The organism is Kitasatospora sp. NPDC048239, from assembly GCF_043202015.1.
Lineage (GTDB): Bacteria > Actinomycetota > Actinomycetes > Streptomycetales > Streptomycetaceae > Kitasatospora.
In genome coordinates this window covers 483602-509969 of the sequence record NZ_JBICZP010000001.1, presented here as the reverse complement: position 1 = coordinate 509969, position 26368 = coordinate 483602, and the positions used below count along the sequence as shown (strand labels likewise).

The window sequence follows — 26368 nt, the reverse complement described above, 5'->3', positions numbered from 1 at the left end:
GTTAACCGTGACGCGCTGGACACGGACAACTCGGGTCCACTGATTGAGACACCTGGTGGACGGGGTTCCGCTTCTGTTCGAACGCCGGTCGGAGGCCCGCCGGAGCCCGCGCCGGACCGCCGTCCGTACGGCCGTTCCCGGCCGCCCGGCTAGGCTTGCCGCATCCCAGCGACCCCCGGAGCCTCATCGTGACCTCGTCCAGCAACCGGCCGGCCAACCCCATTGATCTGGAGGACGTGCGGACCCGCGTCAACGCCGCCCTCGCCGGGTTCATGGACGGCCAGTCGGCCCTGCTGGGGAAGATCTCCCCGCAGCTCGCGCCCGCCACCGACGCGCTGCGCGACTTCCTGCTGGACGGCGGCAAGCGGCTGCGCCCGGCCTTCTGCTACTGGGGCTGGCGCGGTGCCGGCGGACCGTCCGAAAACGACGGGATCGCACACGCGGCGGCCGCCCTGGAGCTGCTCCAGGCCAGCGCCCTGGTGCACGACGACCTGATGGACCGCAGCGACACCCGGCGCGGCCTGCCCTCCGTCCACCGCCGCTTTGAGGCGCTGCACCGGGAGAGCGGCTGGCGCGGCGACCGCGAGCAGTACGGCGCCTCGGCGGCGGTGCTGCTCGGCGACCTGCTGCTGATCTGGTGCGACGAGCTGTTCCTGCGCTCGGGCCTGGAGCCGGCCGCGGTGCTGGCCGCCAAGCCGGTGTTCGACCTGATGCGCACCGAGGTCATGGTCGGCCAGTACCTGGACGTGCTGGAGCCGGTCGCGGGCGACTCCACCGACGAGGGCGCCCTGGAGCGGGCGCAGACCGTCCTGCACTACAAGTCGGCGAAGTACACGATCGAGCGGCCGCTGCAGGTCGGGGCGCTGCTGGCCGGGGGCGGACCGGAGCTGGTCGAGGCGTACTCGGCGTTCGGCCTGCCGCTGGGCGAGGCGTTCCAGCTCCGCGACGACCTGCTGGGCGTCTTCGGCGACCCGGCGGTCACCGGCAAGCCGGCCGGGGACGACCTGCGCGAGGGCAAGCGCACACTGCTGGTCGCGCACGCGATGCGCGCCCTGCCCGCCGCCGACGCCCGCCACCTGGACGAGCGGCTCGGCGCGCCGGACCTGGCGCCCGAGGAGGTCGCCGGGCTGCGCGCCCTGGTGGAGCGCAGCGGCGCGGCCGAGAAGGTGGAGCGGCGGATCGAGGAGCTGATGCGCCAGTCGCTGGCCGCGCTGGCCGCCGCGCCGCTGGCGGACGAGCGGGCCCGCGCCGCCCTGCTGGCACTGGCCGAGGCCGCCACCGTCCGCAAGTACTAGGGCTTGTCCGGCCGAGGCCGTTTCTGACAGTGCCCAGGCCTGCGGTCGGCGGCGGCCGGGCGGTCAGGCCCGCAGCCGCCGGGACAGCTCGGCCGCGGCCGCCTGCGGGTCGTCCGCGCCGGTGATCGCGCGCACCACCACGACCCGGCTCGCCCCGGCCGCCAGCACCTCGTCGAGGTTGCCCAGGTCGATGCCGCCGATGGCGAACCACGGCCGGTCGGTGGTCTGCCGAGCCGCGTACGAGACCAGGCCGAGGCCCGGCGCGTGGCGGCCCGGCTTGGTCGGGGTGGGCCAGACCGGGCCGGTGCAGAAGTAGTCCACGCCGGGCTCGGCGATCGCCGCGTCCACCTCGGACTCGGCGTGGCAGGACCGTCCGATGACCACGTCCTCGCCGAGGATCGCCCGGGCGGCCGACACCGGCAGGTCGTCCTGCCCGAGGTGCAGCACCTCGGGGCGGGCCGCGTGCGCGACGTCGGCGCGGTCGTTGACGGAGAGCAGCCGGCCGTGCCGACGGCAGGCGTCGGCGAAGACCTCCAGCGCCGCGAGCTCCTGCCGGGCCTCCAGGCCCTTGTCCCGCAGCTGGACGATGTCCACGCCGCCGGACAGCGCCGCGTCGAGGAACTGCTCCAGGTCGCCCTGCTCGCGACGGGCGTCGGTGCACAGGTAGAGCCGGGCGTCGGCGACCCGCCGGCGCAGGGTGTCCGCCGCCATCAGATCAGCATCGCCTGGGCGCGGCGCTTCACCTCGGTGCCGCGGTTCTCCTGCAGCGCCTGGATCGGGCTGCCGGGCAGCGACGGGTCCTCGGTGAAGAGCCACTCCAGGATCTCCACGTCGTTGTACCCGCAGTCGCGCAGCACCGTCAGGGTGCCGGACAGGTGCTTGACCAGCCCGGCGCCGTCGATGAACGCGGCCGGCACCTGGAGCGACTTGTTGGGGCCGCGCCGGACGGCGATCAGGCCGCCGTTCTTGACCAGGTCGCGCACCTCGGTGACCCGGACCCCCCACTGCTCCGAGATGTCAGGCAGGTACATCCACTCGGTGACCAGGGATTCAATCTTGCTTTCGATCTCACTCACGCCACCAGACTGCCACCTCCGCGGCCCGCCGCGCACCAAACGGCCGTCCGCGCTACCCCGCGACGGCCGACTTCAGCGGTACGGCGGGGTCCGCCGCGCGGGCCGCGTCCAGTGCCGTGCCGCGCTCGATCAGCCGCCGCCCCTGGGTCAGATCGCGCGGGCGGTCCACCGTGAGCAGGGCGCGCAGCACGCCGTCGCGCAGCCAGAGCACCGCCCAGGTCGGGTCCTGCGGGGAGCCTCGGCGGACGATCTCGTCGCCCTCGCCGTGCTGTCCGGCGTACTGCACCATCCGGCCGAACTGCTCCGACCAGAAGTACGGCACCGGGTCGTACGGCGCGTCCGAGCCGAGCACGGAGGCGGCCGCCGCCTCGCCGGACTGCAGCGCGTGGTCCCAGTGCCGGACGGCCAACCGGGCGCCGGAGCGCACCGAGGGGTAGCTGATGCAGTCCCCCGCGGCGAAGACCCCGGGCAGGCCGGTGCGCAGCCGCTCGTCCACCAGGACGGCGCCGGCGGCGTCCAGTGCGACCCCGGAACCGGCCAGCCAGCCGGTCGCCGGGCGGGCCCCGATCCCGACCACGACCTCGTCGGCGGGCAGGTGCGAGCCGTCCTCCAGCAGGACCGCGCCAGGCTCCACGGCCGCGACGCCGACGCCGCAGCGCAGCCCGACCCCGGCCTCGGCGTACCAGGCGGCCATCGCCCGGCCGATCTCGACGGGCAGCGCGGCGGGCACCGGTGCCGGGCCCGTCTCGACCACGGTGACCTCGCAGCCGGCCGTCCGGGCGGCGGTGGCCACCTCGGCGCCGATCCAGCCCGCCCCGACCAGCACCAGGCGCAGGCCGGGCCGGAGCAGGGCGCGCAGCGCCAGCGCGTCGTCCAGGGTGTGCAGCAGATGGGCGCGCTCGGCGCCGGGCAGGGCGCGCGGGGCGGCCCCGGTGGCGATCACCAGGGCGCCGTACGGCAGGTCGCCGCCGTCGGTGTGCAGCGTGCCGGGGGTGAGGCCGGTGGCGCGGCGGCCGGTGAGCAGCTCGACGCCCAGGTGCGCGAGGTCGATGTCGAGGGTGGTGGCGTCGGCCTTGCCGAGCAGCACCTCCTTGGAGAGCGGCGGCCGGTCGTACGGCGCGTGCGCCTCCTCGCCGACCAGGGTGATCCGCCCCTGCCAGCCGCCCCGCCGCAGCCCCGCGGCGCACTGCGCCCCGGCCAGTCCGGCACCGACGACGACCACCCGATCCGTCCCGCTCAGCTCTCCCACGCCGTCACTGTACCCAGCCGTCCCGGACGCCCGAACCGGCCCCCGGACGGGCCCGGGGTGCGGGCGCCGTCCACCCTTCGTACGCGCCTTCGGCGGCGGCAACCCCCGGAGTTAAGGTGGGGGCACCATCACGGGAGCCCGGCGAACCGGGCTGAGAGGCGGGCTGGCACGGCCCGCGACCGTCCGAACCTGATCCGGGTCATTCCGGCGAAGGGAGAGAGCGACCTTGACACGCTTGGCTCCGGGTACCCACGCCGACGTCCTGGTGATCGGCGGGGGCGTCATCGGCCTCGCCGTCGCCTGGCGGGCGGCACAGCGCGGACTGCGCAGGATCGTCGTGGTCGACCCGCACCCCGGCGGCGGCGCCGCCCGGGTCGCGGCGGGCATGCTCGCACCGGTCACCGAACTCCAGTACGGCGAGGAGCCGCTGCTGCGCCTCGGGATGGCCTCCAACGAGCGGTACGCCGCCTTCGCGGCCGAGCTCACCGAGGCGAGCGGCGGCGAGGACACCGGTTACCGCCGGTGCGGCACCATCGCCGTCGCCCTCGACTCCGACGACCGCGAGGAGCTCCGCGAGCTGCACGCCTTCCACGGGCGGCTCGGCCTGGACTCGCACTGGCTGACCGGCCGCGAGGCCCGCAGGCTCGAACCCATGCTGGCCCCCGGGGTCCGCGGCGGCCTGCACGTCACCGACGACCACCAGGTGGACGGCCGCCGGCTGCTGACGGCGCTGCTGCGGGCCGGCGAGGCCGCGGGCGTCGCCGGCCACCGTGCCGAGGCGGTCGAGCTGCTGGTCGAGGGCGACCGGGCGGTCGGTGCCCGGCTGAGCACCGGCGAGACGGTGACCGCCGACCGGACGGTGCTCGCCGCCGGCCCCCACAGCCATCTGCTGCCCGGTCTGCCCGCGGGCGTGCTGCCCGCGATCCGCCCGGTCAAGGGCCAGATCCTGCGGCTGCGCGTCCCCGCGCCCTACCGGCCGTTCCTCTCCCGCAACGTCCGCGCGGTGGTCCGCGGCCGGCACCTCTACCTGGTGCCGCGCGAGGACGGCGAGCTGGTGATCGGCGCGACCAGCGAGGAGCAGGGCTACGACACCACCGTCACCGCCGGCGGGGTGTACGAGCTGCTGCGCGACGCCCACGAGCTGGTCCCCGGCATCACCGAGCTGCCGCTGGTGGAGACCTCTGCCGGCCTGCGCCCGGGCTCGCCGGACAACGCGCCGCTGATCGGTCCGACCGCACTGCCCGGCCTGGTCGCCGCCACCGGGCACTACCGCAACGGCGTCCTGCTCACCCCGGTGACGGCCGACCTGGTCGCCGAGTACCTGGCCACCGGCACGATGCCCGAGCTCGCCGGACCGTTCTCCCCCACCCGCTTCACCACGAAGGTCCCCGCATGAGCGAGATCGAACTCACCGTCAACGGCGAGCCCCGCCAGGTGCCCGCCGCGACCACCCTCGCCGAGGTGGTGGCCGCCCTCAGCCAGGCCAACTCCGGCGTCGCCGCCGCACTCAACGAAGCCGTGGTGCCCCGTGGTTCGTGGCCGCTCACGCGGCTCTCGGCGGGCGACCGGGTGGAGATCCTCACCGCCGTCCAGGGGGGCTGAGCGATGACCGACGCCCGCCTCGGCGACGACAAGGACACCCTGACGATCGCCGGCACCGCCTTCGGCTCGCGCCTGATCATGGGCACCGGCGGCGCCCCCAGCCTGGAGGTCCTGGAGCAGGCCCTGCGGGTCTCCGGCACCGAGCTGACCACCGTCGCGATGCGCCGGGTCGACGCCACCACCCAGGGCTCGGTCCTGGACGTGCTCACCCGCAACGGCATCCGCATCCTGCCCAACACGGCCGGCTGCTTCACCGCCGGGGAGGCCGTGCTGACGGCCCGGCTGGCCCGCGAGGCGCTCGGCACCGACTGGGTCAAGCTGGAGGTGATCGCCGACGAGCGCACCCTGCTGCCGGACCCGATCGAGCTGCTGGACGCCGCCGAGACCCTGGTCGACGACGGCTTCACCGTCCTCCCCTACACCAACGACGACCCGGTGCTGGCCCGCAAGCTGGAGGACGTCGGCTGCGCGGCGATCATGCCGCTGGGCTCCCCGATCGGCTCCGGCCTGGGCATCCGCAACCCGCACAACTTCCAGCTGATCGTGGAGGGCGCCGGCGTCCCGGTGATCCTGGACGCGGGCGCCGGGACCGCCTCGGACGTGGCCCTGGCGATGGAGCTGGGCTGCTCCGCGGTGATGCTCGCCTCGGCGGTGACGCGTGCTCAGGACCCGGTGCTGATGGCCGACGCGATGCGCCACGCCACCGAGGCCGGGCGCCTCGCGTACCGGGCCGGCCGGATCCCGCGCCGCTTCCACGCCGAGGCCTCCTCGGCGATGGCCGGCCGGGCCGACCTGGACACCCGGGAGCGCCCCGCCTTCTGACCCCCCACCCGGCCGTCGGGCGTGTCACAAGCCGGGCACAGAGCCCCCGGGGGCGGTGTCTCCCGGGACCCGTGCCCGGCCGCGCCACTACACTCGCCGGGTGGACATGGCATTGCACGACCCCCTGATCGGTACCCTGCTCGACAACCGGTACCGGGTCGAGCAGCGCGTCGCGACCGGCGGGATGTCCACCGTCTACCGGGGCACCGACACCCGGCTCGACCGGGTCGTGGCGCTCAAGGTGATGCACCCCTCGCTCGCCGGGGACGACGGCTTCACCAGCCGGTTCATCCGCGAGGCCAAGGCGGTCGCCCGGCTCGCGCACCCCAACGTGGTCAACGTCTTCGACCAGGGCGCCGACCGCGGAAACGTTTTCCTCGCCATGGAGTACGTACCCGGGCGCACCCTGCGCGACCTGCTGCGCGACCGCGGCGCGCTCTCCATCCGGGCCGCCCTGGACATCCTGGAGCCGGTGCTGGCCGCCGTCGGCGCCGCCCACCGGGCCGGGCTGGTCCACCGGGACGTCAAGCCGGAGAACGTGCTGATCACCGACGACGGCCTGGTCAAGGTCGCCGACTTCGGCCTGGTCCGGGTGCTGAACACCGCCGACGGCGCCGTCACCTCCGCCACCGACACCACCGGCACGGTGCTCGGCACGGTCTCCTACCTCGCCCCGGAGCAGATCCGCCCCGGCGCCGACACCGACCAGCGGGTCGACGTCTACGCGGCCGGCATCCTGCTGTACGAGATGCTCACCGGCCGGCGTCCGCACACCGGCGAGAACCCCGTCCAGGTCATGTACCGCCACCTGAACGAGGACGTGCCCGCGCCCTCGCTCACCGTGCCCGGGGTCGTCCCCGAGCTGGACGCGATAGTGGCCGGCGCCTGTGCGCGCGACCCGCAGGCCCGCCCGTACGACGCGGTCGAGCTGCTGGCCGCCCTCCAGCGGGTCCGCCGCACGCTCACCGCGGCCCAGCTGGACGCCGAGCCGCCCGCCTCCACCCGGCCCAGCCCGCGGTTCCCGACCAGCGAGCCGACCTCGGTGATCCAGCCGGGCGCGGTGGTCCGGCCGCCCACCGAACGCACCAGCGTGCTGGACGTGCCGCCGGAGCTGATGGAGCAGCTGCTCACCGAGCCGCGCCCGTACGACGAGCCGGCGCCGGTGCGCACCCCCCGCGCGGCGGGCCTGCTGCGCCGGCTGCCGCGCAAGCCGCTGGTCTGGGTCTCCGTGCTGGCCGCCCTGGTGCTGCTGGTCGGCGGCACCACCTACGCGCTCTCCGGGGCGCTGTACGCGGCGGTGCCCGGCGTGCTGGGCAAGGACCGCACCGAGGCGCAGCGGATCCTGGACGGCGCGGGCATGCACGGGCGGTTCACCGAGGTGTACAGCGAGAGCGTGCCGGCCGGGCAGGTGATCTCCACCGATCCGGGGGTCGGCACCCGGGCCCGCAAGAGCGACGCCGTCACCGTCACCGTCTCCCGGGGGCCGAAGCGGATCGCCGTACCGGACGTCACCGGCAAGCCGGCCGAGCAGGCGGCGTCCCTGCTGGCCGGCGCCCAGCTGTCCACGGGTGCCACCACCGAGACCTACCACGACACCGTGCCGGAGGGTTCGGTGATCAGCAGCTCACCCGTCGCCGGGGCGCAGGTGCCGGAGAACACGGCGGTCGCGCTGGTGGTCAGCAAGGGCATGGTGCCCGTCCCGGACGTCACCGGGATGTCCAAGGACGACGCGGCCAAGGCCCTGCAGGCCGCCGGATTCTCGATGCAGAGCAGCGGCGTCAACCTGTTCGGCACCGGCAAGGTCTCCAGCCAGTCCCCCGCGGCGGGTGAACGACGGCCGCAGCGCACCGTGGTGACGGTGACCTTCCCGTTCCTCTAGGACAGGGCCCGAGGTCCTGTCCGGCGGGGTGCCGGGCCCGGGCGTAGCGTGGAACCAGGCCTGCCCGGCCCCGCGTGCCGCCCCGCGGGCTGCGCCGGGACCTCCGGACGGGGCTGCGCGGCGGCCGCTACCCGAGGAGTGTGGTCGCCATGGGCGGGCCCACCGTCGAGGACTTGAGGGAGCGCGTGCGGGGTGTGGTGACCACGCCCGCGGACGAGGGGTACGAAGAGGCCCGACGGGTCTACAACGGCATGATCGACCGGCGGCCGGCCGCGGTGGTCAGGGTCGCCAACGCCGGGGACGTGATCACGGCCGTGCAGTACGCCCGGGAGACCGGGTTGGAGCTCGCCGTGCGCGGCGGCGCCCACAGCGCGCCGGGCTTCGGGACCTGCGACGACGGCCTGGTGATCGACTTCTCCGGTCAGCGCGGCGTCCGGATCGACCCGCAGGGCCGGACCGCCCGCTGCGAGGGCGGCGTCACCTGGGGCGACCTGAACTCCGCCGGGTACGCCTTCGGCCTCGGCGTCACCGGCGGGATCATCTCCACCACCGGGATCGCCGGCCTCACGCTGAACGGGGGCTTCGGCCATCTGGCCCGCGGACTGGGCCTGAGCTGCGACAACCTGATCTCGGCGGACGTCGTCACCGCGGACGGACGGTTCCACACGGTGAGTGCGGAGCAGGAGCCCGACCTGTTCTGGGCGCTCCGCGGCGGCGGCGGCAACTTCGGCGTGGTGACGTCCTTCGAGTTCCGGCTGAGCCCGGTCAAGGACGTGATCGCCGGACCGATGGTCTTCGAGCTGGAGTACGCCGGCGACGTGCTGCGGTTCTACCGCGAGTTCATCAAGGACGCCCCGGAGCAGCTGGGCCTCTTCCCCGGCTTCCACATCGCACCGCCGCTGCCGTTCGTCCCGGAGGACCGGGTGGGCGACAACTTCATCCTGCTGGTGCCCTGCTGGTCCGGTCCCCCGGAGGACGCCGACAAGGTGCTGGCGCCGCTGCGGGACGCCGCCCCGATGCTGGCCGAGGGCGTCGGCCCGGTGCCGTACCCGGCGTTCGGCGCGGCCTTCGACCCGCTGCTTCCGCCGGGCCTGCAGCAGTACTGGAAGGGCGTCTTCGCGGGCGAGCTGACCGACGGGGCGATCGAAACCCACCTGGCGCACGGCGGCCTGGTGCCGACGGTCAACTCGGGGGTGCACATCTACCCGATCAACGGCGCCTGCCACCGGGTGCCCGCCGACGGCACGGCCTTCGCCTACCGCGACGCCACCTTCGCCACCGTGATCGTCGGGGTCTGGCCGGACCCGGCCGACGACGCCGCGAACACCGCCTGGGTCCGCGACTACTACGCCGACCTCGCACCGCACTCCGAGTCGGGCGGCTACATCGGCTTCATGGACCACGACGACCAGCACCGGATCCGGGCCAACTACCGGGGCAACTACGACCGGCTGGTGGAGCTGAAGCAGCGCTACGACCCGGACAACCTGTTCCACCTCAACCAGAACATCCGGTAGGCACGGGCCCCCAGGTCCCGTCTTCAAGCCTGGCCCTAGCGGAGCGGGCCGTCGCCCGGTTCCTCCTGGTAGGAGTAGCGCTGCTCGCTCCAGGGGTCGGCGAGGTTGTGGTAGCCGCGCTCCTCCCAGAAGCCGCGCCGGTCGGCCCGCATGTACTCCACCGCCCGGACCCACTTGGGCCCCTTCCAGGCGTACAGCTGCGGGACGACCAGGCGGACGGGGAAGCCGTGCTCGGCGGTGAGCGGTTCGCCGTTGCGGTGGGTGGCGAAGATCGTCCGGGGGTCGGCGAAGTCGGCGAGCCGCAGGTTGGCGCTGTAGCCGTACTCCGCCCAGACCATGACGTGGGTGACGCCGGGCGCGGGGGGCACCCGTTCGAGGACGAGCGAGGCCGACACCCCAGTCCACTCGTTGCCCAGCATCGAGAACCTGGTCACGCAGTGGAAGTCGGCGTGCACGGTGGCGCGCGGCAGGGCGGTGAAGCCGGCGAAGTCCCAGCTGTGCTTCTCCGCCGAGGCGGTCGCGCCGAACACCTGGAAGTCCCACGTCAGCGGCTTGAAGCGGGGTACGGGCCCGTAGTGCAGGGCGGGCCAGCCGCGCTGCGGGCGCTGGCCCGGAGGGAGCCTCGGGTCAGACGGCGGAAGCGGTTCTTGTTCGGACTGACCCATGGCTCCATGGTGACAGACGGCGGACGGCGCCCAGCGCGCGCCCCTTTGAGGTGGTGTGCGCCCGCCTGAACGGGTTAATAGAGGACCAAATCGGATATTCCGACACATGTCCGACTGAGTGTGAACTTACTGGAATTTCGTCCCATCCCGGTGCCAGGATGCGGGAAGCCGGTGGGTACGGCCGTGATTCCCGGACGCAGAGCAGGAAGGCACCGCCATGAAGGGCGACGCAGAGGTCATCGAGTTCCTCAACGAGCAGCTCACCGCCGAGCTGACCGCGATCAACCAGTACTTCCTGCACGCGAAGATGCAGGAGAACTTCGGCTGGACGAAGCTCGCCAAGTACACGCGGCACGAGTCGTTCGACGAGATGAAGCACGCCGAGGTGCTCACCGACCGGATCCTGTTCCTGGACGGACTGCCCAACTACCAGCGGCTGTTCCACGTCCGGATCGGCCAGACCGTCAAGGAGATGTTCCACGCGGACCGCCAGGTCGAGGTCGAGGCGATCGACCGGCTGCGGCGCGGGATCGTGGTGATGCGGGCCAAGAACGACGTCACCTCGGCGAACATCTTCGAGTCCATCCTGGCGGACGAGGAGCACCACATCGACTACCTCGACACCCAGCTGGAGCTGCTGGAGAAGCTCGGGGAGCCGCTCTACCTCGCCCAGCTGATCGAGCAGCCGGAGTCGTAGCCGAGCACGGTCGCCCAGGCCGGACGCGGTCGCTCAGGCCGCGCGCAGCGGTATCGCGACGGCCGGGAGCGGGGCGTGCGGCTGCGGCTGCGGGGCCTGGAGCTCCTCGGCCTCGGGGTCGGCCAGGCCCAGCCGGGCCGCCAGCCGGGCCGTCGGGCAGGGGCGCGCGCCGTGCTCGCCCAGCAGCGCCTGGATCCGGCGCACGCAGGAGCCGCAGTCGGTGCCGGCCTTGCAGCCCTTGGCGATCTGGCGCGGGGTGTTGGCACCCGCGTCGATCTCCTGCTTCACCTGGGCCTCGGTGACCGCATGGCACATGCACACGTACATCGCGGTCTCTCCCGGGGTGGTGCGAGCTGGTCGGCCAAGTGATCTTGACTAAGGCTTGCCTTAGTTCACTGAGCCTCACCTTACCTGGCGATCCGGACATGAAAAAGCCCCTCCGGGCTCGGGAGTCCCGAATCCGGAGGGGCTTTCGTCACATCAACGCCTGGTGCACGCGCGGGGCCGGTGCGAGGTCAGTGACCGCCGCGGTACATCTCCGCCACCAGGAACGCGAGGTCCAGCGACTGGCTGCGGTTGAGGCGCGGGTCGCAGGCCGTCTCGTAGCGCTGGTGCAGGTCGTCGACCAGCACCTCGTCGCCGCCGCCGACGCACTCGGTGACATCGTCGCCGGTCAGCTCCACGTGGATGCCGCCCGGGTGGGTGCCGAGGGCGCGGTGCACCTCGAAGAAGCCCTTGACCTCGTCGAGCACGTCGTCGAAGCGGCGGGTCTTGTGGCCGCTGGAGGCCTCGAAGGTGTTGCCGTGCATCGGGTCGCAGATCCACACCGGCTGGGCGCCGGAGGCGGTGACCTTCTCCACCAGGGTGGGGAGGTGGTCGCGGACCTTGCCCGCACCCATCCGGGTGATGAAGGTGAGCCGACCGGGCTCGCGCTCCGGGTCCAGCCGCTCGATCAGGGTGAGCGCCTCGTCGACCGAGGTGGTCGGGCCCAGCTTCACGCCGATCGGGTTGCGGATCTTGGAGGCGAACTCGATGTGCGCCTGGTCCAGCTGACGGGTGCGCTCGCCGATCCAGACCATGTGGCCGGAGACGTCGTACAGGTCGCCGGTGCGCGAGTCCACGCGGGTCAGCGCAGTCTCGTAGTCGAGGATCAGCGCCTCGTGCGAGGAGTAGAACTCGACGGTCTTGAACTCCTCCGGCGCCACGCCACAGGCGTTCATGAACGCCAGCGCGTTGTCGATCTCACGCGCCAGCTGCTCGTAGCGCTGACCGGCCGGCGAGTTGCGCACGAAGTCCTGGTTCCAGGCGTGCACCTGGCGCAGGTCCGCGTACCCACCGGTGGTGAAGGCACGCACCAGGTTGAGCGTCGCAGCGGAGGCGTTGTACATCCGCTTGAGGCGCTCCGGATCCGGGATCCGGGACTCGGGGGTGAAGTCGAAGCCGTTCACCGAGTCGCCGCGGTAGACCGGAAGGGTCACACCGTCGCGGGTCTCGGTCGACTTCGAACGCGGCTTGGAGTACTGGCCGGCGATCCGGCCGACCTTCACCACGGGGACGGAGGCGGCGTACGTCAGCACGGCCGCCATCTGGAGCAGGGTCTTCAGCTTGTTGCGGATGTGCTCCGCGGACACGCCGTCGAACGCCTCGGCGCAGTCGCCGCCCTGCAGCAGGAACGCCTCACCACGCGCCACGGCACCGAGCCGGGCGCGCAGCTGGTCGCACTCGCCCGCGAAGACGAGCGGCGGATAGGAGGCGAGCTCCGCAAGGGTCTTGCGCAGAGCCTCTTGGTCCGGCCATTCAGGCTGCTGCGCCGCGGGCAGGGACTGCCAGGAGTGGGGATTTGTCACGGTCACACGGCAAGGCTACGGGGTGCGGCAACCAATTTGTGACCACCGCCCGATGGGTGAGACACATCTCGGACAATCACGTGACCCGGCTCACCCGGTCTGCGGCATCCGCTAGGCTCGACGCATGAACGCGCCGCACAACCACTCCTGGTGGTGGGCCAACCCCAAGGGTGGCCCACAGATCTCGCGTTCCTAGACGAACACGACGGCCGCCCCTCGGGGCGGCCGTCGGCGTCTGAGCAGTCGGCCCTCCCGGGAGCGGAGCACAGCACCGCACCCCGCATTCCACCCGGAAGGAAGCCGCCACCGTGACCACCCCCGCCGACCTGCTCGCCCGACTGACCGGCCCCGACGCACCCGCGTTCGCACTGCTGCACCGCCGCACCCCCCGCCTCGCCCCGGACACCGTCGAGGTGCTGGTGGGCACCGTCGGCGCGTACGAGCAGCTGGCCGATCTACCGGTCCGCTCGGGCGTCCCGGCCGGTGGACCGGTGCACGACCTGCTCGCCCTCGTCCCGTACCGGCAGATCCGCGAGCGCGGCTTCGAGGCGCACGACGACGCCACCCCGCTGCAGGCGCTCTCGGTGGACGAGCAGTACGCCTTCCCGCTCGCCGCGCTGGCCCCCGAACTCCCGCACCTGCCGGTCTCGCTGTCCGGCGGCGCCTTCGACATCGACGACCGGGAGTACGCCGGGATCGTCCGCCGGGTCATCGAGGACGAGATCGGACGCGGCGAGGGCGCCAACTTCGTCATCCGCCGGGACTTCACCGCGACCCTCGACGGCTTCTCCCCCGCCCTCGCGCTCTCGCTGTTCCGCCGGCTGCTGGAGCAGGAGCGCGGCGCCTACTGGACCTTCCTGGTGCACACCGGGGAGCGGGTCCTGGTCGGCGCCTCCCCCGAGGTGCACGTCCGCCAGAGCGGCGGGACGGTCGTGATGAACCCGATCTCCGGCACCTACCGCTATCCGGCCGGCGGCTCCGACATCGACTCGCTGCTCGAGTTCCTCCACGACCCCAAGGAGCTCGAGGAGCTCACCATGGTGGTCGACGAGGAGCTCAAGATGATGTGCACCGTCGGCGACCTCGGCGGCCAGGTGCTCGGGCCGCGCCTCAAGGAGATGGCCCACCTCGCCCACACCGAGTACGAGCTGCGCGGGCGCACCTCGCTGGACGTGCGCGAGGTGCTCAAGGAGACGATGTTCGCCGCCACCGTGACCGGCAGCCCGGTGCAGAACGCCACCCGGGTGATCAAGCGCTACGAACGCGGCGGGCGCGGCTACTACTCCGGCGCGCTGGCCCTGATCGGCCGCTCCGCCAGCGGCGGCCAACTGCTGGACTCCCCGATCTGCATCCGCACCGCCGACATCAACCCGGCCACCGGGAGACTGGTGGTCCGGGTCGGCGCGACCCTCGTCCGCCACTCCGATCCGGACTCCGAGGTCGCCGAGACCCACGCCAAGGCCGCCGGAGTGCTCACCGCGATCGGCGCCCGCCCCACCCCGGCCCGGGTGCCCGGTCCGAGCGGCCCCCGGCTGGCCGACGACCACCGCGTCCAGGCCGCGCTCGACGCCCGGCGCGCCAACCTCGCCCCGTTCTGGCTGCGGATGCAGGAGCCGGCCCAGGTCACCGAGCCCGAACCCACCCTGGTCGTGGACGGCGAGGACACCTTCACCTCGATGCTCGCCCACCTGCTGACCTCGCTCGGCCACCGGGTCTCCGTCGTCCGCTTCGACGAGCCGGGCCTGCGCGAGCGGGTCGCCGCCCACCGCGGCCCGCTGGTGCTCGGCCCCGGCCCGGGCGACCCGGCCGCCGCGGAGGACCCCAAGATGGCCGTGCTGCGCCCGATCGTCGCCGACGCGCTGGCTGCCGTGCGCTCGGGCGCCCGGACCGCGCCGCTGCTCGCCGTCTGCCTCAGCCACCAGCTGCTCTCGGACGCGCTCGGCCTGCCGCTGGCCCGCAAGGCCGTCCCCTACCAGGGGGCGCAGGAGACGGTCGACCTGTTCGGCACCAAGCGCACGGTCGGCTTCTACAACACCTTCACCGCGCGCTGCTCGGACGAGGACGCGGCCCGGCTGGCCGCCGAGGGCGTACAGGTCTCCCGCGACCCGCTGACCGGCGACGTCCACGCGCTGCGCGGCGCGGGCTTCGCCGGGTTGCAGTTCCACCCGGAGTCGGTGCTCACCCGGGAGGGCGTCGACATCGTCGCCGGGGTGCTGCGCGAGGCGGCGGCGCTGCGCGGCTGACCCGCCGCTCCACCGCGGGCGGGCGCGCCGGCCGGCGCGCCCGCTCAGATCTCGTCGTCGAGGCCCTGCTCGATGGCGTAGCGGACCAGCTCGACCCGGTTGTGCAGCTGGAGCTTGCCGAGGGTGTTCTGGACGTGGTTCTGCACCGTGCGGTGCGAGAGCACCAGCCGGTCGGCGATCTGGCGGTAGGACAGTCCCTTGGCGACGAGCCTCAGCACCTCGGTCTCCCGGGCGGTGAGCTGCGGGACGGCGGGCGCGGTCGGGGCGGCGGGCTCGGCGGCGAGGCGGCGGAACTCGCCGAGGACCAGGCCGGCCAGGCCCGGGGTGAAGACGGCGTCGCCGACGGCGGTGCGGCGCACCGCGTCCAGCAGCTCCTCCCGCCCGGCCGACTTGACCAGGTAGCCGGTCGCACCGGACTTCACCGCCTCCAGTACGTCCGCGTGCTCGCCGCTCGCGGACAGCACCAGCACGCGCACCGACGGGTCCTGGGCCACCACCTGGCGGCACGCCTCGGCACCGGACAGGCCGGGGAGGTTGAGGTCCAGCACCACCACCTGCGGGCTGCAGGCGCGGGCCCGGCGGACGGCCTCCTCGCCGTCGCCCGCGGTGGCCACCACGTCCAGCCCGGCCTCGGCGAGGTCGCGTGAGACGGCCTCGCGCCACATCGGGTGGTCGTCCACGACCATGACCCGCACCGGCTGGCCGGTCGGCTGGTCGGTCGGCCGGGCAGCCTGCTGGTCAGTCATCAGAACCCCTTCTCGGGACGCGCAGTTCGACCTCGACGCCCTCTCCGGGCACCGAGTACAGCTCGGCCGTGCCACCGAGGTCCAGCAGCCGCCCGCGGATCGACTGGGAGACCCCGAGCCGGCCGGCCTGCTCCGCCTCGCCGAGCCGGCCCGGTGCGAAGCCCGGACCGTCGTCGCGGATGCTGACCGTGACGGCCTCCGGCTCGTCCTCGACCAGGATCCAGGCGCTGGCCTGCGGACCGGCGTGCCTGCGGACGTTGTCCACGGCCGCGCCGACCGCGGCGGCCAGTTCGCCGGCCGCGGGGGCGGGCAGCAGCACCGGGGTGCCGGGGGCGGACAGCGTGATCCGCTCCCCCGCGTACCCGCCCAGCAGGGTGCGCAGGTCCTGCGGTTCGAGCGGCCGGCGCTGGGCGGGCAGCGGTCCGCCGCTCATCAGCGTCCGCAGGGCCCGCTCCTGCTCGCCCGCGAGGCGGCCGAGCTCGGCGAAGTCCGCGCCGCCGGGGCGGCCCCCGCCCTGCTCCCCGCCGCGGCGCTGGACCAGGGCGAGCACCTGGAGCACCCCGTCGTGGATGTCCCGGGAGAGCCGCTCGCGCTCGCGGGTGGCCGCCTCCACCTGGAGGGCCCGGGTGAGCGTCGCCTCGCTGGCGCGGGCGATCTCGATGACGTAGCCGATGGCGCAGCCCGCCACCATCAGCAGCACGATGTTGTGGATGTTGTCACCGGTCGGGCCGCCGTGGCCGAGGATGTTGGCCAGGCCTATCACCGAACCGGCCGCCGCCGCCCAGCGCCAGCCGCCCTTGCCCGCGAAGCCGAGCACGGTGCCGGCCGCCCAGATGGTGGGCAGGGTGGGGGCGCCGTGGCTGATCCTGGCCGGGTCGTCGGTCATCCCGCTCATCACGATGCCGGTGACGGCGAGGGTGAGGTCGGTGCCGAGCACGTACCAGGTGCAGCGCTGCGGTCCCGCGAAGGCGCGGGTGCTGGCGAGCGTCCAGAGGATCAGTGCGCCGAGGTAGATCCAGCCCGCGACGGGGTGCAGGAAGTGCAGGTAGGAGTTGAGGTAGCGCAGTACCGCGTAACAGAGCGCCAGGACCCGGAAGTAGGAGATGGCGCGCCAGAGCGGCAGTTCGACGGACATGCCGCCGGCCGCGAGGGTCCCGCCGACCGCCCCGGTTCTGCTGCCGTCCGACATCTGCGCTGCCCCTCCCCCGGCGGCCGGGTCTAGGCCGAGCCGTCCTTCTGTCCCTGCTCGCCCTGTTCGGCGGCCTTGGCGGCTTCGGCCTTCTCCGCCTCCGCCGCCTTCTCGGCCTTCTCGATCCTGTCCGCCTCGGCCTTCTCAGCCTTGGCGGCGGCCTGCTCGGCCTTCTGGACCGCCTTGCGCTCGGCGTCGGCGCGCTTCTTGTCGTCGGCGATCTGCCGCTTGGCGGCGGTCGCGTAGATGTCCACGTACTCCTGGCCGGAGAGCCGCATGATCTCGTACATCACCTCGTCCGTCACCGAACGGAGGATGAAGCGGTCGTTCTCCATGCCGTGGTAGCGGGAGAAGTCCAGCGGGCGGCCGATCCGGATGCCCGGGCGGATGCCGAAGTTCGGGACCACCTGGCCGGGGGGCTGGACCTTCTCGGTGTCGATCATGGCGACCGGGATGACCGGCGCACCGGTGGCCAGCGCGACGCGGGCCAGACCGCCGACCTTGCCCCGGTACAGCTTGCCGTCGGGCGAGCGGGTGCCCTCCGGGTAGACGCCGAACAGCTCGCCTTGCTCCAGCACGGCGATCGCGCTGCGGATCGCCGCCTCGCCCGCGCCGCGCACACCCGACCGGTCCACCGGCAGCTGGCCGACGCCCTTGAAGAAGGCGGCGGTCAACTTGCCCTTGATGCCGGGCGTGTTGAAGTACTCCGCCTTGGCGATGAAGGTCACCCGGCGCCTGATCAGGGCAGGGAAGAAGAAGGAGTCCGAGAAGGACAGGTGGTTGCTCGCGATGATCGCGGCACCCTCGGTGGGGATGTTCTCCTCACCCTCGATCCACGGCCGGAAGAAGATCCGAAGCAGTGGCGCGACGATCATCTTCATCAGTCGGTAGAACAACCGGGGCCTCCTGTTATGCGGACCGGTCGATCCTAATGCCCCGCGGCGCCCGCCCGCGCCCGCCCCGCCCCGCCGGATCTCCGACGAGGCGTCCGACGGGCGTACGGCGACCGCCCGAGGCCTGGTCTGCGGGTGCCCGGCCCGGGCATCCGCAAGGGGGTCCAACCGCTGCTCGGCAGGGGTGTACGACGTGGCAGGACCCGTGGGACGATGCGGTTTTCCCGCGTGTTTCCCGCACTTCTGCGGTGAACCGCGTTGCCCCCACAGCGTTTTCCTCTCCAGCGCCCCTGCCCGCTAAGGAGCCCGCCATGCCTCTGCTGCCCGGTGCCGAACCGTACCGCCACCGGGGCGGACCGGTCGGCGTGCTGCTCTGCCACGGCTTCACCGGCTCGCCGCAGTCGCTTCGCCCGTGGGCCGAGGAGCTGGCCGCCGCCGGGTTCACCGTCTCGCTGCCCCTGCTGCCCGGCCACGGCACCCGCTGGCAGGACATGCAGCTGACGCGCTGGGAGGACTGGTACGCGGAGGTCGAGCGGGAGCTGCTGGCGCTGGCCGCCGAGTGCGAGCAGGTCTTCGTCTGCGCGCTGTCGATGGGCGGCTCGCTGGCGCTGCGACTGGCCGCGCTGCACGGCCCGGCGATCTCCGGACTGGTGCTGGTCAACCCGTCGGTGCGCTCGGACAACCCCGCGAGTGTGCTGCTTCCGGCCCTGCGGCACGTGCTGCCGAGCCTGCCGGGAGTGGCCAACGACATCGCCCGCGCGGGCTCGGTCGAGGTCGGCTACGACCGCACACCGCTGCATGCCGCCTGGTCACTGGCCCGGCTCTGGAAGGACGTCCAGGGGCGGCTGCCGCAGGTGACCCAACCGGTGCTGCTGTTCCACAGCCCGCAGGACCACGTCGTCTCGCCGGCCAACTCGGAACTGGTGCTGGCCCGGATATCCTCGACCGATGTGACGGAGCGGCTGTGCCAGCGCAGCTACCACGTCGCGACGCTGGACCACGACGCGGCGGAAATATTCGAGGCCAGCCAGGACTTCATCCGACGGCTGGCTCCCGCGCATGCGGCGGGCGTCACCCGGGTCGAATCCGACGATCACCAAGGCTGAAGGGCCGGAAGTGCACGAGAGCAGCACGGCGGGCGGCGAGGACGAGGCACCCCGCGAGGACGGCGCAAAGGGCGAGCCCACCGGCCGGAAGGACCCGGGCCCGCGCTCGGGGTCCGGCGCGGGCCCCGACTCCGCTGCGAGCCCGGGCACCGGCTCCGGACCCGACGCGGGCCCGGGCACCGGCTCCGGCTCAAGCACCGGCTCCGGCACGGGCGGCGGCTCAGGCCCGGCTGCCGAGGAGCCCCGGCTCCGACGCGCGCCCGAGCGCAGCCAGGCCGAGCAGGACGAGATCTTCGCCGCGCTGGTCGCCCAGTTCGACGACCCCGTCGACCTCAACAATCCGAACTGGCCGGAAATCGAGGATCTGCGGGCGCGCGGCGAGCTCAAGGGCGGCTACAAGGAAGGGTCCGAGCAGGGCACCGGCCCGGCCGACCCGGGTGACCTCGCCGATCTGGCCCCGCAGCCCCGCCCCCGCTCCACCCGGCCCGTGATGCCGGCGGCCGGCACCGGTCCGCGCGACTTCGAGCTGACCGAGGACCCGGACGAGGGCCACTTCGTCCCGCCGGAGCCCCCGCCGCTGCCGCCCGCCGACACCACCGCCAAGTTCGCCTGGCTCGCCGTCCTCGGCGGCCCGGCGCTGCTGCTGTTCGACGCGGTCGTCTGGCGCGAGGTCTCCGGCTGGCCCGCCTGGGTCGGCGTCACCGCCTTCCTCGGCGGCTTCGCCACCCTCGTCGCCCGGATGAAGGACCGCGACGAGGACGAGCCCGAGGACCCGCACGGCGGCGCGGTCGTCTGACGGCCGGGCCAGCGCCCCTGGAGTGGGAAGTCGGCCGGTCCGACGTCCCACTCCACGGTCGTCCGGCGCCACGCCCTGACCGGCGACCGGTCGGCGCACGGGAAGTCGGCCGGGCCGACGTCTACTCCGGCGCGGCTCAGGCCCTGTCCGGTCGATCTTGGCGGATCAGCGCGCGGCGCGGGATGCCCGGCGTCGCGCGCCCGGATCGTCCTCGTACTGGACGTACTTGGATGATTCGGCGGTGCGTCCAGGTGGGGGTACCTCCGGCCGGAGGCTGGGGGAGGATGCCCGGCGTCGTGCGCGCGGCGGGAATTGTCAGACAGGCCCTAGCCCTCGGTGGGCGCCGAGCCCGCCGCACGGGCCGCGGCCCCGGTGGTCGCCCGGGCCGGCGGGATCTCCAGGGCGGCGAGGACCGGCAGGTGGTCGGTGGCGGCCCGGAGGTCGGCGTCGGTGACGCCGGGGAGCTCGTGCGGGACCCCGCAGCCGAGGACGCGGATGCCGACGGTGGCGAACACCGCGTCGATCCGCTGGTAGGGGTTCTCCGGCACGGAGGTGAAAGTCCCGCCCCAGGGCGCGGCGAGGTGGCCGTCCTGCAGCCGCTCGGACAGCAGCCGCCAGCCCCGGCCGTCCGGGTGCTCGTTGAAGTCACCCGCGATGACGCCGAGTTCGGCGAAGGCGAGCTGGTCGAGGAGCAGCTCGAACTGGGTGTGGCGCTCGTCCGCGTCCAGGCTGAGATGGCAGCTGGTGACGGTGAACGGCGCCGAGTCGGCGACCCGGACCAGTGCGCTCGCGAAGCCGCGCGCGTGCAGGCCGCGGGTCTTGGGCAGCAGCCGGTCGTGGACGGCGAGCACCTCGGTGCCGAGCCGGCCGAGCAGCAGCGGGCCCGCCGCGATCCGGCCGCCACCGGCCAGGATCACGGTGCCGGTCTGCTGCGCCAGCCAGGCCGCCTGTCCCCCGGGCCGCCAGTAGCGCGGTGACTCCTGGATGCAGACCAGGTCCGGCCGGCAGGCCCGGATCACCCGGACCAGGGCGTGCCGGTCGTCACGCAACGAGCGGATGTTGTAGCTGAGCAGCCGCACCCGGCGGCCGTCCGGTCCCGGACCGGACGGCGGCAGTGTTTCGTCGACGGCCATGGCCCTCCCCTTTCGTCCGGTGACGACCGTACGACAGGAGGAGGACCGGGCCTCGGCGGCGCGGCCGGTTCAGGCCGCAGGGGTACAGGGACCCGGATCGGATCGTCCGGATCGGACAGTCCGGGTCGGACGCTGCGGGTCAGACGGTCCGGGCCAGGTCGGCCGCGCCGGCGATCCCGGCGGCCGAGCCCATCGAGGCGAGCACGACCTCCGCACGCGGACGGTGCACGCCGCCGGTCAGGTAGTGCTCGAAGGCCTTGGCGACCGGGTCGAGCAGCAGCCGCCCGGAGTCGGAGACGCCCCCGCCGAGCACGAAGACGCCCGGGTCGAAGAGCGCGGCGAGGTCGGCCATGCCGCGGCCCAGCCAGTCGGCCAGCTCGGCGTAGCACTCCAGGGCGAGCGGGTCGCCCTCCTCGGCGGCCTCGGTGATGTGGATGCCGCGGATCGTCTCGGCGACGCCGTCGTTCAGCTCCAGCATCCGGTGGCCGCGGACCGTGTCGGCGGCGGCCTTCTCCCGGCCGTAGCGGCGCAGCGCCCGGCCGGAGCCGTACTGCTCCCAGCAGCCCCTGCCGCCGCAGCCGCAGTCCAGACCGTCCGGGACCATGTTGAGGTGGCCGATCTCCCCGGCCACGCCGAACCGCCCGCGGTGCAGCCGCCCGTCCAGGACGATCCCGCCGCCGATGCCGGTGCCGACGGTGATCAGCACCATGTCGTCGTGGGAGGCGGCGGCACCGAAGCGGAACTCGGCCCAGGCGGCGCAGTTGGCGTCGTTCTCCACCACGGTGTCCAGGCCGGTGAGCTCCTCGATGCGCCCGCGCAGCGGCTCGTCCTCCCAGTCGATGTTGGGGGCGAAGATCACCGTCGAGCGGTCGCGGTCCACGAAGCCGGGGGCGCCGACACCGGCCGCCACCACATCGGGGTACTGCTCCCTGAGCTCGCGCACGGCCTGCGCAATGGCGTCGACCGCCCATTGCGGGTCGGCCGGGGTGGGCACCCTCGTCCGGGCGAGGATCTCGCCCGCCTCGTTGACCACGCCTGCCGCGATCTTGGTCCCGCCGACGTCGACGCCGATGGTCAGAGCCATGTGTCCCTCAGCTATTCACTCGTTCCCGCTGGACGGAACGGTACCGCCCAACCACGCCCCCGTACACACCGTCGCATACATTATCCGAAGACAATTTGAGGAAAGCCCGGCCGGGACGCTTCAAAAGTCGTACATTAACCACCCGTCCGTCACGCGAAGTGACAACGACCTCACCAGCCCGTGGCGGTGTTTTCACTCCTTGTCGGACGCCCCGTCAGGCGTGTCGAGGTCGATCCGCTCGCTGCGCGCGCCCTCGCCGGCGGTCCAGCGCCGCTCGTGGCCGGTGACGGCGGCGCGGTAGGCGGCCACCAGCTCGCTCCCGGCGGCGGCCAGTCCGCTGCCCGCGGCGGCCAGGTGGCCGTAGACGTCGGGCTGCTGCTCGCGCAGGCGGTCCGCGAGGCCGGCCAGCGAGATCAGGGTGTCGGCGCTCGCCTCCTGGGCCTTCTGCCCGACGACGGTGGCGAACCGGCGGACCTCGTCCACCAGCGGGCCCAGCTCCGGCCCGAACGGGTGCTCCGCGGCCTGCTCGGTGCGGTCGTCGGCAGTGGTCATCGGGGGCGCCTCCTCAGCTGTGGCCGCACCCGCGGCCACCGGCCCCGACGCTACCGGACCGGCCGCAACCCCCCGGGTCGGCCGCCGCTGCCCGGCTCCCGGTACTCCGTACCGCGCCCGGCCCCGAGGTGCTGCGCTCAGCCCCTGGGCCAGAGCGCCGGATCGGGCGCGAACCGCACCGCGAGCACCCCGTCGTGCAGCCCCGCCCCCGCGACGGTGCAGCGGCGCAGCGCCGAGGGCAGCACCAGGACCCGCCGGTGGGCACCGAGCCCGACCACCAGCTCGTCGCCGCGCCGGACCAGGTCGAGGTCGGCCCGCTCCGCGCCGGGCAGCGGCAGGTGCCAGACCAGCAGGCCGTCCTCGGCGAGGCGGTCCTCGACGGCCCACGGCTCGGCCGTGAGCGGCCGCGGGCCGGGCCCCGCGCCGTAGAGGCGGTCGGCGACGGCCTCCAGGGTGATCTCGGCCAGGCCGGTGACCAGCACGGGGACGTCGCTCGCGGCGGTGAGCGCGGAGAGCTCCTCCTGCCGGCGGTGCGCCAGCGCGGCCAGCCACCCGTCCGGCGATTCGACGGCGGCGGCCGGCAGCGCGCCGTGCACCACGACGGCGTCCGGCCGGTGTCCGTGCAGCGCGAGCCCGGCGCGGACCCGGTGCAGCTCCCCGTACGGGTGGGCGTCGGCGCCGACCACCAGTCGGACGGAGGTGCCGGGCGCGGTGATCGCGGCCCTGGCCTCGGCGAGCACCCGGCCCGCCGTGCCGCGGGCCTCGTACAGCCAGTCGGCGGGCATCGGGACCCCGGCGAGGCCGGCCAGCAGCGGGCGCAGGGCGCGGGCGGCCTGGCGCTGCTCGGGGACGAGCCTGGCGAGGTAGCGCTCCAGCTGCTCGGGCAGGGCGAGCGCGGCGATCAGGTCGGCCGGCGGCGGCGCGAGGACGACCAGGACGTCCGCGTCGGCGGCCGGCAGGGCGCGCAGCAGGGCCAGCCGGGCGGTGCCGGGGAGCGCGGTGAGCTCCTCCGGGTCGAGCGGTTCGGCGCCGAGCAGGTCCAGGGCGGGCTTCAGCCGGCCGCCGATCTCGCCGAGGGCGTGCCGGAAGGCGGACTGTTCGTCGATCCGGGCCACGGTGAGCCCGGGCGCGTACCCGGTCGGCTCGGCCTCCACCCGGGTACCGAGGACGGCGTCCAGGGTGCGGTGCGGGTCGTCGGCGGCCAGCAGCAGGGTGCGGTGGCCCTGCCGGGCGGCGTGCAGGGCGGTGGCGGCGGCCACCGTGGGCGCCGCCGCGTCGCCGCTGACCAGGATGGTGCGCTGTGCCGTCATACCCGACCCGTCCCCGTTTCTCGGTGTCAGCCCTCGACGCGCTTCTTCAGGCCGGCCAGCGCGCGGTCGATGATGACCTTCTCCGCCTTGCGCTTGATCATCCCGAGCATCGGGATCTTGACGTCGACGGCGAGCTGGTAGGTGACCTCGGTGCCGCCCCTGCCGAGCGGGGCGAGGGTGTACGAGCCGTCCAGCGAGCGCAGCATCTGGCTGCGGACCAGCGTCCAGCCCACCTCGCGGTCGCCGTCCCAGGTGTAGGCGAGGACGTGCTCGTCGCGGATGGCGCCGGCGTCGAGCAGCAGGCGCACCTGGGCGGCGCGGCCGTTCTCGGCGGTCTCCAGCACCTCGATCTCCTTGACCTCGCCGGTCCAGGCCGGGTAGGCGGCGAAGTCGGCGATCACGGCCATCACCTCGGCCGGGGTCGCGTCGATGGTGATGCTCGACCTGGTGTGCTCCGCCATGGAATGGCCCTCCGCGTCGTCCCTTGCCTGCTGGTCCGGCCGAGCCTGCTCTGCCGGGTGCGCCCGGAGCAGGCTATCGCGCCCGGCGATCCCCTCTGTTCCACGGGCCTCCGGGCGGGTCCACGCACCGTCAGGCGGTCGGGCGGGGCCGGGCGGGGCGGGGCAGGGCGGGCTACCGGCCGGTCACCGCGGGGCTGCCGTAAGGTGCCATTCGAACGACCCGGTCACTGCCTGGTCGGAACCGGCTGGTCGGACCGGTCAGGTGTGACACTTCGAACACCGGAGCCGACCCCCCTGGTCGAATCTGCCTACCGGGCAGTAACGTCCTGCCGTCCCGCAGCGTCGCGAACGAGGAGCAGTCTTGCTCGACTTCAGCCTTCCGGCCCTCTACCAGGTACCGAGCGGCGGTAACCTCTCCGACCTCGTGCACCAGAACGCCGAGCGGCACCCCGACGTCGTGGTGCTCAGCCGCAAGGTGGACGGCCAGTGGCAGGAGTTGACCGCCGCCCAGTTCCTGGTCGAGGTGCACGCCGCCGCGAAGGGCCTGATCGCCGCCGGCATCGAGCCCGGCGACCGGGTGGGCATCATGTCCCGCACCCGCTACGAGTGGACGCTGCTGGACTTCGCGATCTGGTCGGCCGGCGCGATCACCGTGCCGGTGTACGAGACCTCCTCCCCCGAGCAGGTCGAGTGGATCCTCGGTGACTCCGGCGCGGTCGCGCTGTTCACCGAGACCGAGCAGCACGACCGGACGGTCGCCGGGGTCCGGGACCGGCTGCCGGAGCTGAAGCACACCTGGCAGATCGAGCACGGCGCCCTGGCCACCCTCGCCGAGACCGGCCAGAAGGTCACCGACGCCACCGTCACCGAGCGGCGCTCGGTCGCGACGGCCGACTCGATCGCCACCATCGTCTACACCTCGGGCACCACCGGCCGCCCCAAGGGCTGCCAGCTCACCCACCGCAACTTCCTCGCCGAGTGCGGCAACGTGGTGGAGCGCCTCGCCCCGCTGTTCCGCACCGGTGAGAGCTCCGTCCTGCTGTTCCTGCCGCTGGCCCACGTGCTCGGCCGGATCGTCGAGATCGCACCGGCGATGGCCCCGATCAAGCTGGGCCACGTCTCGGACATCAAGGACGTCACCGCCGAGCTGGCCTCCTTCCGCCCGACCCTCATCCTGGGCGTGCCCAGAGTGTTCGAGAAGGTCTTCAACACCGCCCGCGCCAAGGCCCAGGCCGACGGCAAGGGCAAGATCTTCGACAAGGCGGCCGACACCGCCATCGCGTACAGCCGGGCGCTGGACGCCGGCGGCGCCGGACTCGTCCTGCGGCTCAAGCACGCGGTCTTCGACAAGCTGGTCTACAGCAAGCTGCGCGCCGCGCTCGGCGGCCGGGCCACCCACGCGATCTCCGGCGGTGCCCCGCTGGGCGAGCGGCTCGGCCACTTCTACCGGGGCATCGGCTTCACCGTGCTGGAGGGCTACGGCCTCACCGAGACCTGCGCGGCCACCGCCTTCAACCCGTACGACAAGCCGAAGATCGGTACCGTCGGCCAGCCGCTCCCCGGCTCCGCGGTCCGGATCGCCGAGGACGGCGAGGTGCTGTTCAAGGGCCCGCAGGTGTTCACCGGGTACTGGAACAACCCCGAGGCCACCGCCGAGACCCTGAAGGACGGCTGGATCTCCACCGGCGACCTCGGCTCGCTCGACTCCGAGGGCTACCTGACCATCACCGGCCGGAAGAAGGAGATCATCGTCACCGCGGGCGGCAAGAACGTCGCCCCGGCGGTGATCGAGGACCGGATCCGGGCCCACGCGCTGGTCGGCGAGGTGATGGTGGTCGGCGACCGCAAGCCCTTCGTCGCCTGCCTGATCACCGTCGACGAGGACTTCTTCCCCAAGTGGAAGGAGCTGAACGGCAAGCCGGCCACCGCCACGCTCGCCGAGCTGCGCGAGGACCCGGACCTGCTGGCCGCCCTCCAGTCCGCCGTGGACGACGGCAACGCGGCCGTCTCGCACGCCGAGGCGGTCAAGAAGTTCCGGCTGCTGGACACCGTGTTCTCCGAGGAGAGCGGGCACCTCACGCCCTCGCTCAAGCTCAAGCGCAACCTCGTGCTGAAGGACTTCGCCGCCGACGTCGAGGCGATCTACCAGCGCTGACCGCGCGAACCGCCGCCCCGGGTGCAGCCCGGGCATGACGCGGCCCGCCCC

The 26368-nt window shown here is 73.5% G+C and carries 25 protein-coding genes and 1 riboswitch; of the genes, 11 read left to right on the top strand and 14 right to left on the bottom strand.

Annotation, left to right across the window (positions count from 1 at the left end; all coding sequences use genetic code 11):
• Positions 1 to 188: 188 nt before the first annotated feature.
• Positions 189 to 1295, top strand: a complete 1107-nt coding sequence (locus ACGFZP_RS02245) for a polyprenyl synthetase family protein (protein ID WP_392927679.1) — start codon at positions 189 to 191, stop codon at positions 1293 to 1295.
• 63 nt (positions 1296 to 1358) lie between these two features.
• On the opposite strand, the gene thiE is transcribed toward ACGFZP_RS02245, so the two are convergent.
• The 3 genes from thiE to ACGFZP_RS02230 are packed head-to-tail and all read right to left on the bottom strand — an operon-like array spanning position 1359 to position 3620.
• Positions 1359 to 2006, bottom strand: a complete 648-nt coding sequence (gene thiE, locus ACGFZP_RS02240; RefSeq protein ID WP_392927678.1) for a thiamine phosphate synthase — start codon at positions 2004 to 2006, stop codon at positions 1359 to 1361.
• On the bottom strand, positions 2006 to 2371 hold the full coding sequence (locus ACGFZP_RS02235; protein ID WP_392927677.1) for an Rv2175c family DNA-binding protein: 366 nt from the start codon (positions 2369 to 2371) through the stop codon (positions 2006 to 2008). Before ACGFZP_RS02235 ends, thiE begins: the two co-directional genes overlap by 1 nt.
• Before the next feature lie 52 nt (positions 2372 to 2423).
• Positions 2424 to 3620: an NAD(P)/FAD-dependent oxidoreductase gene (locus ACGFZP_RS02230; protein ID WP_392927675.1), complete on the bottom strand. Its 1197-nt coding sequence runs from the start codon at positions 3618 to 3620 to the stop codon at positions 2424 to 2426.
• A 120-nt stretch (positions 3621 to 3740) separates the two neighbouring features.
• Positions 3741 to 3853, top strand: a riboswitch (TPP riboswitch).
• A gap of 2 nt (positions 3854 to 3855) precedes the next feature.
• On the opposite strand from ACGFZP_RS02230, the gene thiO reads away from it, so the two are divergent.
• From thiO to ACGFZP_RS02205, 5 genes are all read left to right on the top strand, one after another.
• The gene (gene thiO / locus ACGFZP_RS02225; protein WP_392927673.1) at positions 3856 to 5016 is read left to right on the top strand and encodes a glycine oxidase ThiO; all 1161 of its coding nucleotides are present in this window, start codon (positions 3856 to 3858) and stop codon (positions 5014 to 5016) included.
• A complete protein-coding gene (gene thiS, locus ACGFZP_RS02220) occupies positions 5013 to 5222 on the top strand; it encodes a sulfur carrier protein ThiS (protein ID WP_392927672.1) in 210 nt (69 codons plus the stop codon). The genes thiO and thiS overlap by 4 nt, the downstream gene beginning before the upstream one ends.
• Positions 5223 to 5225: 3 nt before the next feature.
• The gene (locus tag ACGFZP_RS02215) at positions 5226 to 6044 is read left to right on the top strand and encodes a thiazole synthase (RefSeq protein WP_392927670.1); all 819 of its coding nucleotides are present in this window, start codon (positions 5226 to 5228) and stop codon (positions 6042 to 6044) included.
• A gap of 106 nt (positions 6045 to 6150) precedes the next feature.
• On the top strand, positions 6151 to 7923 hold the full coding sequence (pknB, locus tag ACGFZP_RS02210) for a Stk1 family PASTA domain-containing Ser/Thr kinase (protein WP_392928303.1): 1773 nt from the start codon (positions 6151 to 6153) through the stop codon (positions 7921 to 7923).
• 149 nt (positions 7924 to 8072) lie between these two features.
• Positions 8073 to 9440, top strand: a complete 1368-nt coding sequence (locus ACGFZP_RS02205) for an FAD-binding oxidoreductase (RefSeq protein ID WP_392927668.1) — start codon at positions 8073 to 8075, stop codon at positions 9438 to 9440.
• 35 nt (positions 9441 to 9475) lie between these two features.
• On the opposite strand, the gene ACGFZP_RS02200 is transcribed toward ACGFZP_RS02205, so the two are convergent.
• Positions 9476 to 10105, bottom strand: a complete 630-nt coding sequence (locus ACGFZP_RS02200) for a sulfite oxidase-like oxidoreductase (RefSeq protein ID WP_392927667.1) — start codon at positions 10103 to 10105, stop codon at positions 9476 to 9478.
• A 217-nt stretch (positions 10106 to 10322) separates the two neighbouring features.
• Here ACGFZP_RS02200 and bfr point away from each other — a divergent pair, with 217 nt between their 5' ends.
• Positions 10323 to 10802: a bacterioferritin gene (bfr, locus tag ACGFZP_RS02195; RefSeq protein WP_392927665.1), complete on the top strand. Its 480-nt coding sequence runs from the start codon at positions 10323 to 10325 to the stop codon at positions 10800 to 10802.
• 33 nt (positions 10803 to 10835) lie between these two features.
• Here bfr and ACGFZP_RS02190 read toward each other — a convergent pair whose 3' ends face one another.
• Together ACGFZP_RS02190 and ACGFZP_RS02185 are read right to left on the bottom strand one after the other, a co-directional pair.
• Complete coding sequence (locus tag ACGFZP_RS02190) at positions 10836 to 11129, bottom strand: bacterioferritin-associated ferredoxin (protein WP_392927663.1); 294 nt, start codon at positions 11127 to 11129, stop codon at positions 10836 to 10838.
• 188 nt (positions 11130 to 11317) lie between these two features.
• Positions 11318 to 12655, bottom strand: a complete 1338-nt coding sequence (locus tag ACGFZP_RS02185; protein WP_387940403.1) for a class II 3-deoxy-7-phosphoheptulonate synthase — start codon at positions 12653 to 12655, stop codon at positions 11318 to 11320.
• 302 nt (positions 12656 to 12957) lie between these two features.
• Between ACGFZP_RS02185 and ACGFZP_RS02180 the strand changes: the two genes are divergently transcribed.
• A complete protein-coding gene (locus ACGFZP_RS02180; RefSeq protein ID WP_392927661.1) occupies positions 12958 to 14892 on the top strand; it encodes an anthranilate synthase family protein in 1935 nt (644 codons plus the stop codon).
• A gap of 44 nt (positions 14893 to 14936) precedes the next feature.
• On the opposite strand, the gene ACGFZP_RS02175 is transcribed toward ACGFZP_RS02180, so the two are convergent.
• Genes ACGFZP_RS02175 through ACGFZP_RS02165 form a run of 3 tightly spaced genes read right to left on the bottom strand, consistent with a single transcriptional unit; the run spans position 14937 to position 17708 of the window.
• Positions 14937 to 15638, bottom strand: coding sequence for a response regulator (locus ACGFZP_RS02175; protein ID WP_392927659.1), 702 nt, complete (start codon positions 15636 to 15638; stop codon positions 14937 to 14939).
• Positions 15631 to 16827, bottom strand: coding sequence for a MacS family sensor histidine kinase (macS, locus tag ACGFZP_RS02170; RefSeq protein ID WP_392927658.1), 1197 nt, complete (start codon positions 16825 to 16827; stop codon positions 15631 to 15633). Before macS ends, ACGFZP_RS02175 begins: the two co-directional genes overlap by 8 nt.
• A 29-nt stretch (positions 16828 to 16856) precedes the next feature.
• A complete protein-coding gene (locus ACGFZP_RS02165; protein WP_392928302.1) occupies positions 16857 to 17708 on the bottom strand; it encodes a lysophospholipid acyltransferase family protein in 852 nt (283 codons plus the stop codon).
• A 323-nt stretch (positions 17709 to 18031) separates the two neighbouring features.
• Between ACGFZP_RS02165 and ACGFZP_RS02160 the strand changes: the two genes are divergently transcribed.
• Both ACGFZP_RS02160 and ACGFZP_RS02155 read left to right on the top strand, forming a co-directional pair.
• Complete coding sequence (locus tag ACGFZP_RS02160) at positions 18032 to 18826, top strand: alpha/beta hydrolase (protein ID WP_392927656.1); 795 nt, start codon at positions 18032 to 18034, stop codon at positions 18824 to 18826.
• A gap of 10 nt (positions 18827 to 18836) precedes the next feature.
• Positions 18837 to 19622 carry a hypothetical protein gene (locus tag ACGFZP_RS02155; RefSeq protein WP_392927654.1) on the top strand — a complete coding sequence of 262 codons (786 nt, stop codon included), beginning with the start codon at positions 18837 to 18839 and terminating at the stop codon, positions 19620 to 19622.
• 326 nt (positions 19623 to 19948) lie between these two features.
• Here ACGFZP_RS02155 and ACGFZP_RS02150 read toward each other — a convergent pair whose 3' ends face one another.
• The 5 genes from ACGFZP_RS02150 to ACGFZP_RS02130 form a co-directional block, all read right to left on the bottom strand.
• On the bottom strand, positions 19949 to 20755 hold the full coding sequence (locus ACGFZP_RS02150; protein WP_392927652.1) for an endonuclease/exonuclease/phosphatase family protein: 807 nt from the start codon (positions 20753 to 20755) through the stop codon (positions 19949 to 19951).
• A gap of 139 nt (positions 20756 to 20894) precedes the next feature.
• Positions 20895 to 21839, bottom strand: a complete 945-nt coding sequence (locus tag ACGFZP_RS02145; RefSeq protein ID WP_392927651.1) for an ROK family glucokinase — start codon at positions 21837 to 21839, stop codon at positions 20895 to 20897.
• A gap of 192 nt (positions 21840 to 22031) precedes the next feature.
• A complete protein-coding gene (locus ACGFZP_RS02140; RefSeq protein WP_387940387.1) occupies positions 22032 to 22391 on the bottom strand; it encodes a DUF5304 family protein in 360 nt (119 codons plus the stop codon).
• 137 nt (positions 22392 to 22528) lie between these two features.
• Positions 22529 to 23701: an ArsA family ATPase gene (locus ACGFZP_RS02135; RefSeq protein WP_392927649.1), complete on the bottom strand. Its 1173-nt coding sequence runs from the start codon at positions 23699 to 23701 to the stop codon at positions 22529 to 22531.
• A 26-nt stretch (positions 23702 to 23727) separates the two neighbouring features.
• Positions 23728 to 24162: an SRPBCC family protein gene (locus ACGFZP_RS02130; RefSeq protein ID WP_392927647.1), complete on the bottom strand. Its 435-nt coding sequence runs from the start codon at positions 24160 to 24162 to the stop codon at positions 23728 to 23730.
• Between the two features lie 361 nt (positions 24163 to 24523).
• Here ACGFZP_RS02130 and ACGFZP_RS02125 point away from each other — a divergent pair, with 361 nt between their 5' ends.
• Positions 24524 to 26317, top strand: a complete 1794-nt coding sequence (locus ACGFZP_RS02125; protein WP_392927645.1) for an AMP-dependent synthetase/ligase — start codon at positions 24524 to 24526, stop codon at positions 26315 to 26317.
• The last annotated feature ends 51 nt before the right edge of the window (positions 26318 to 26368 follow it).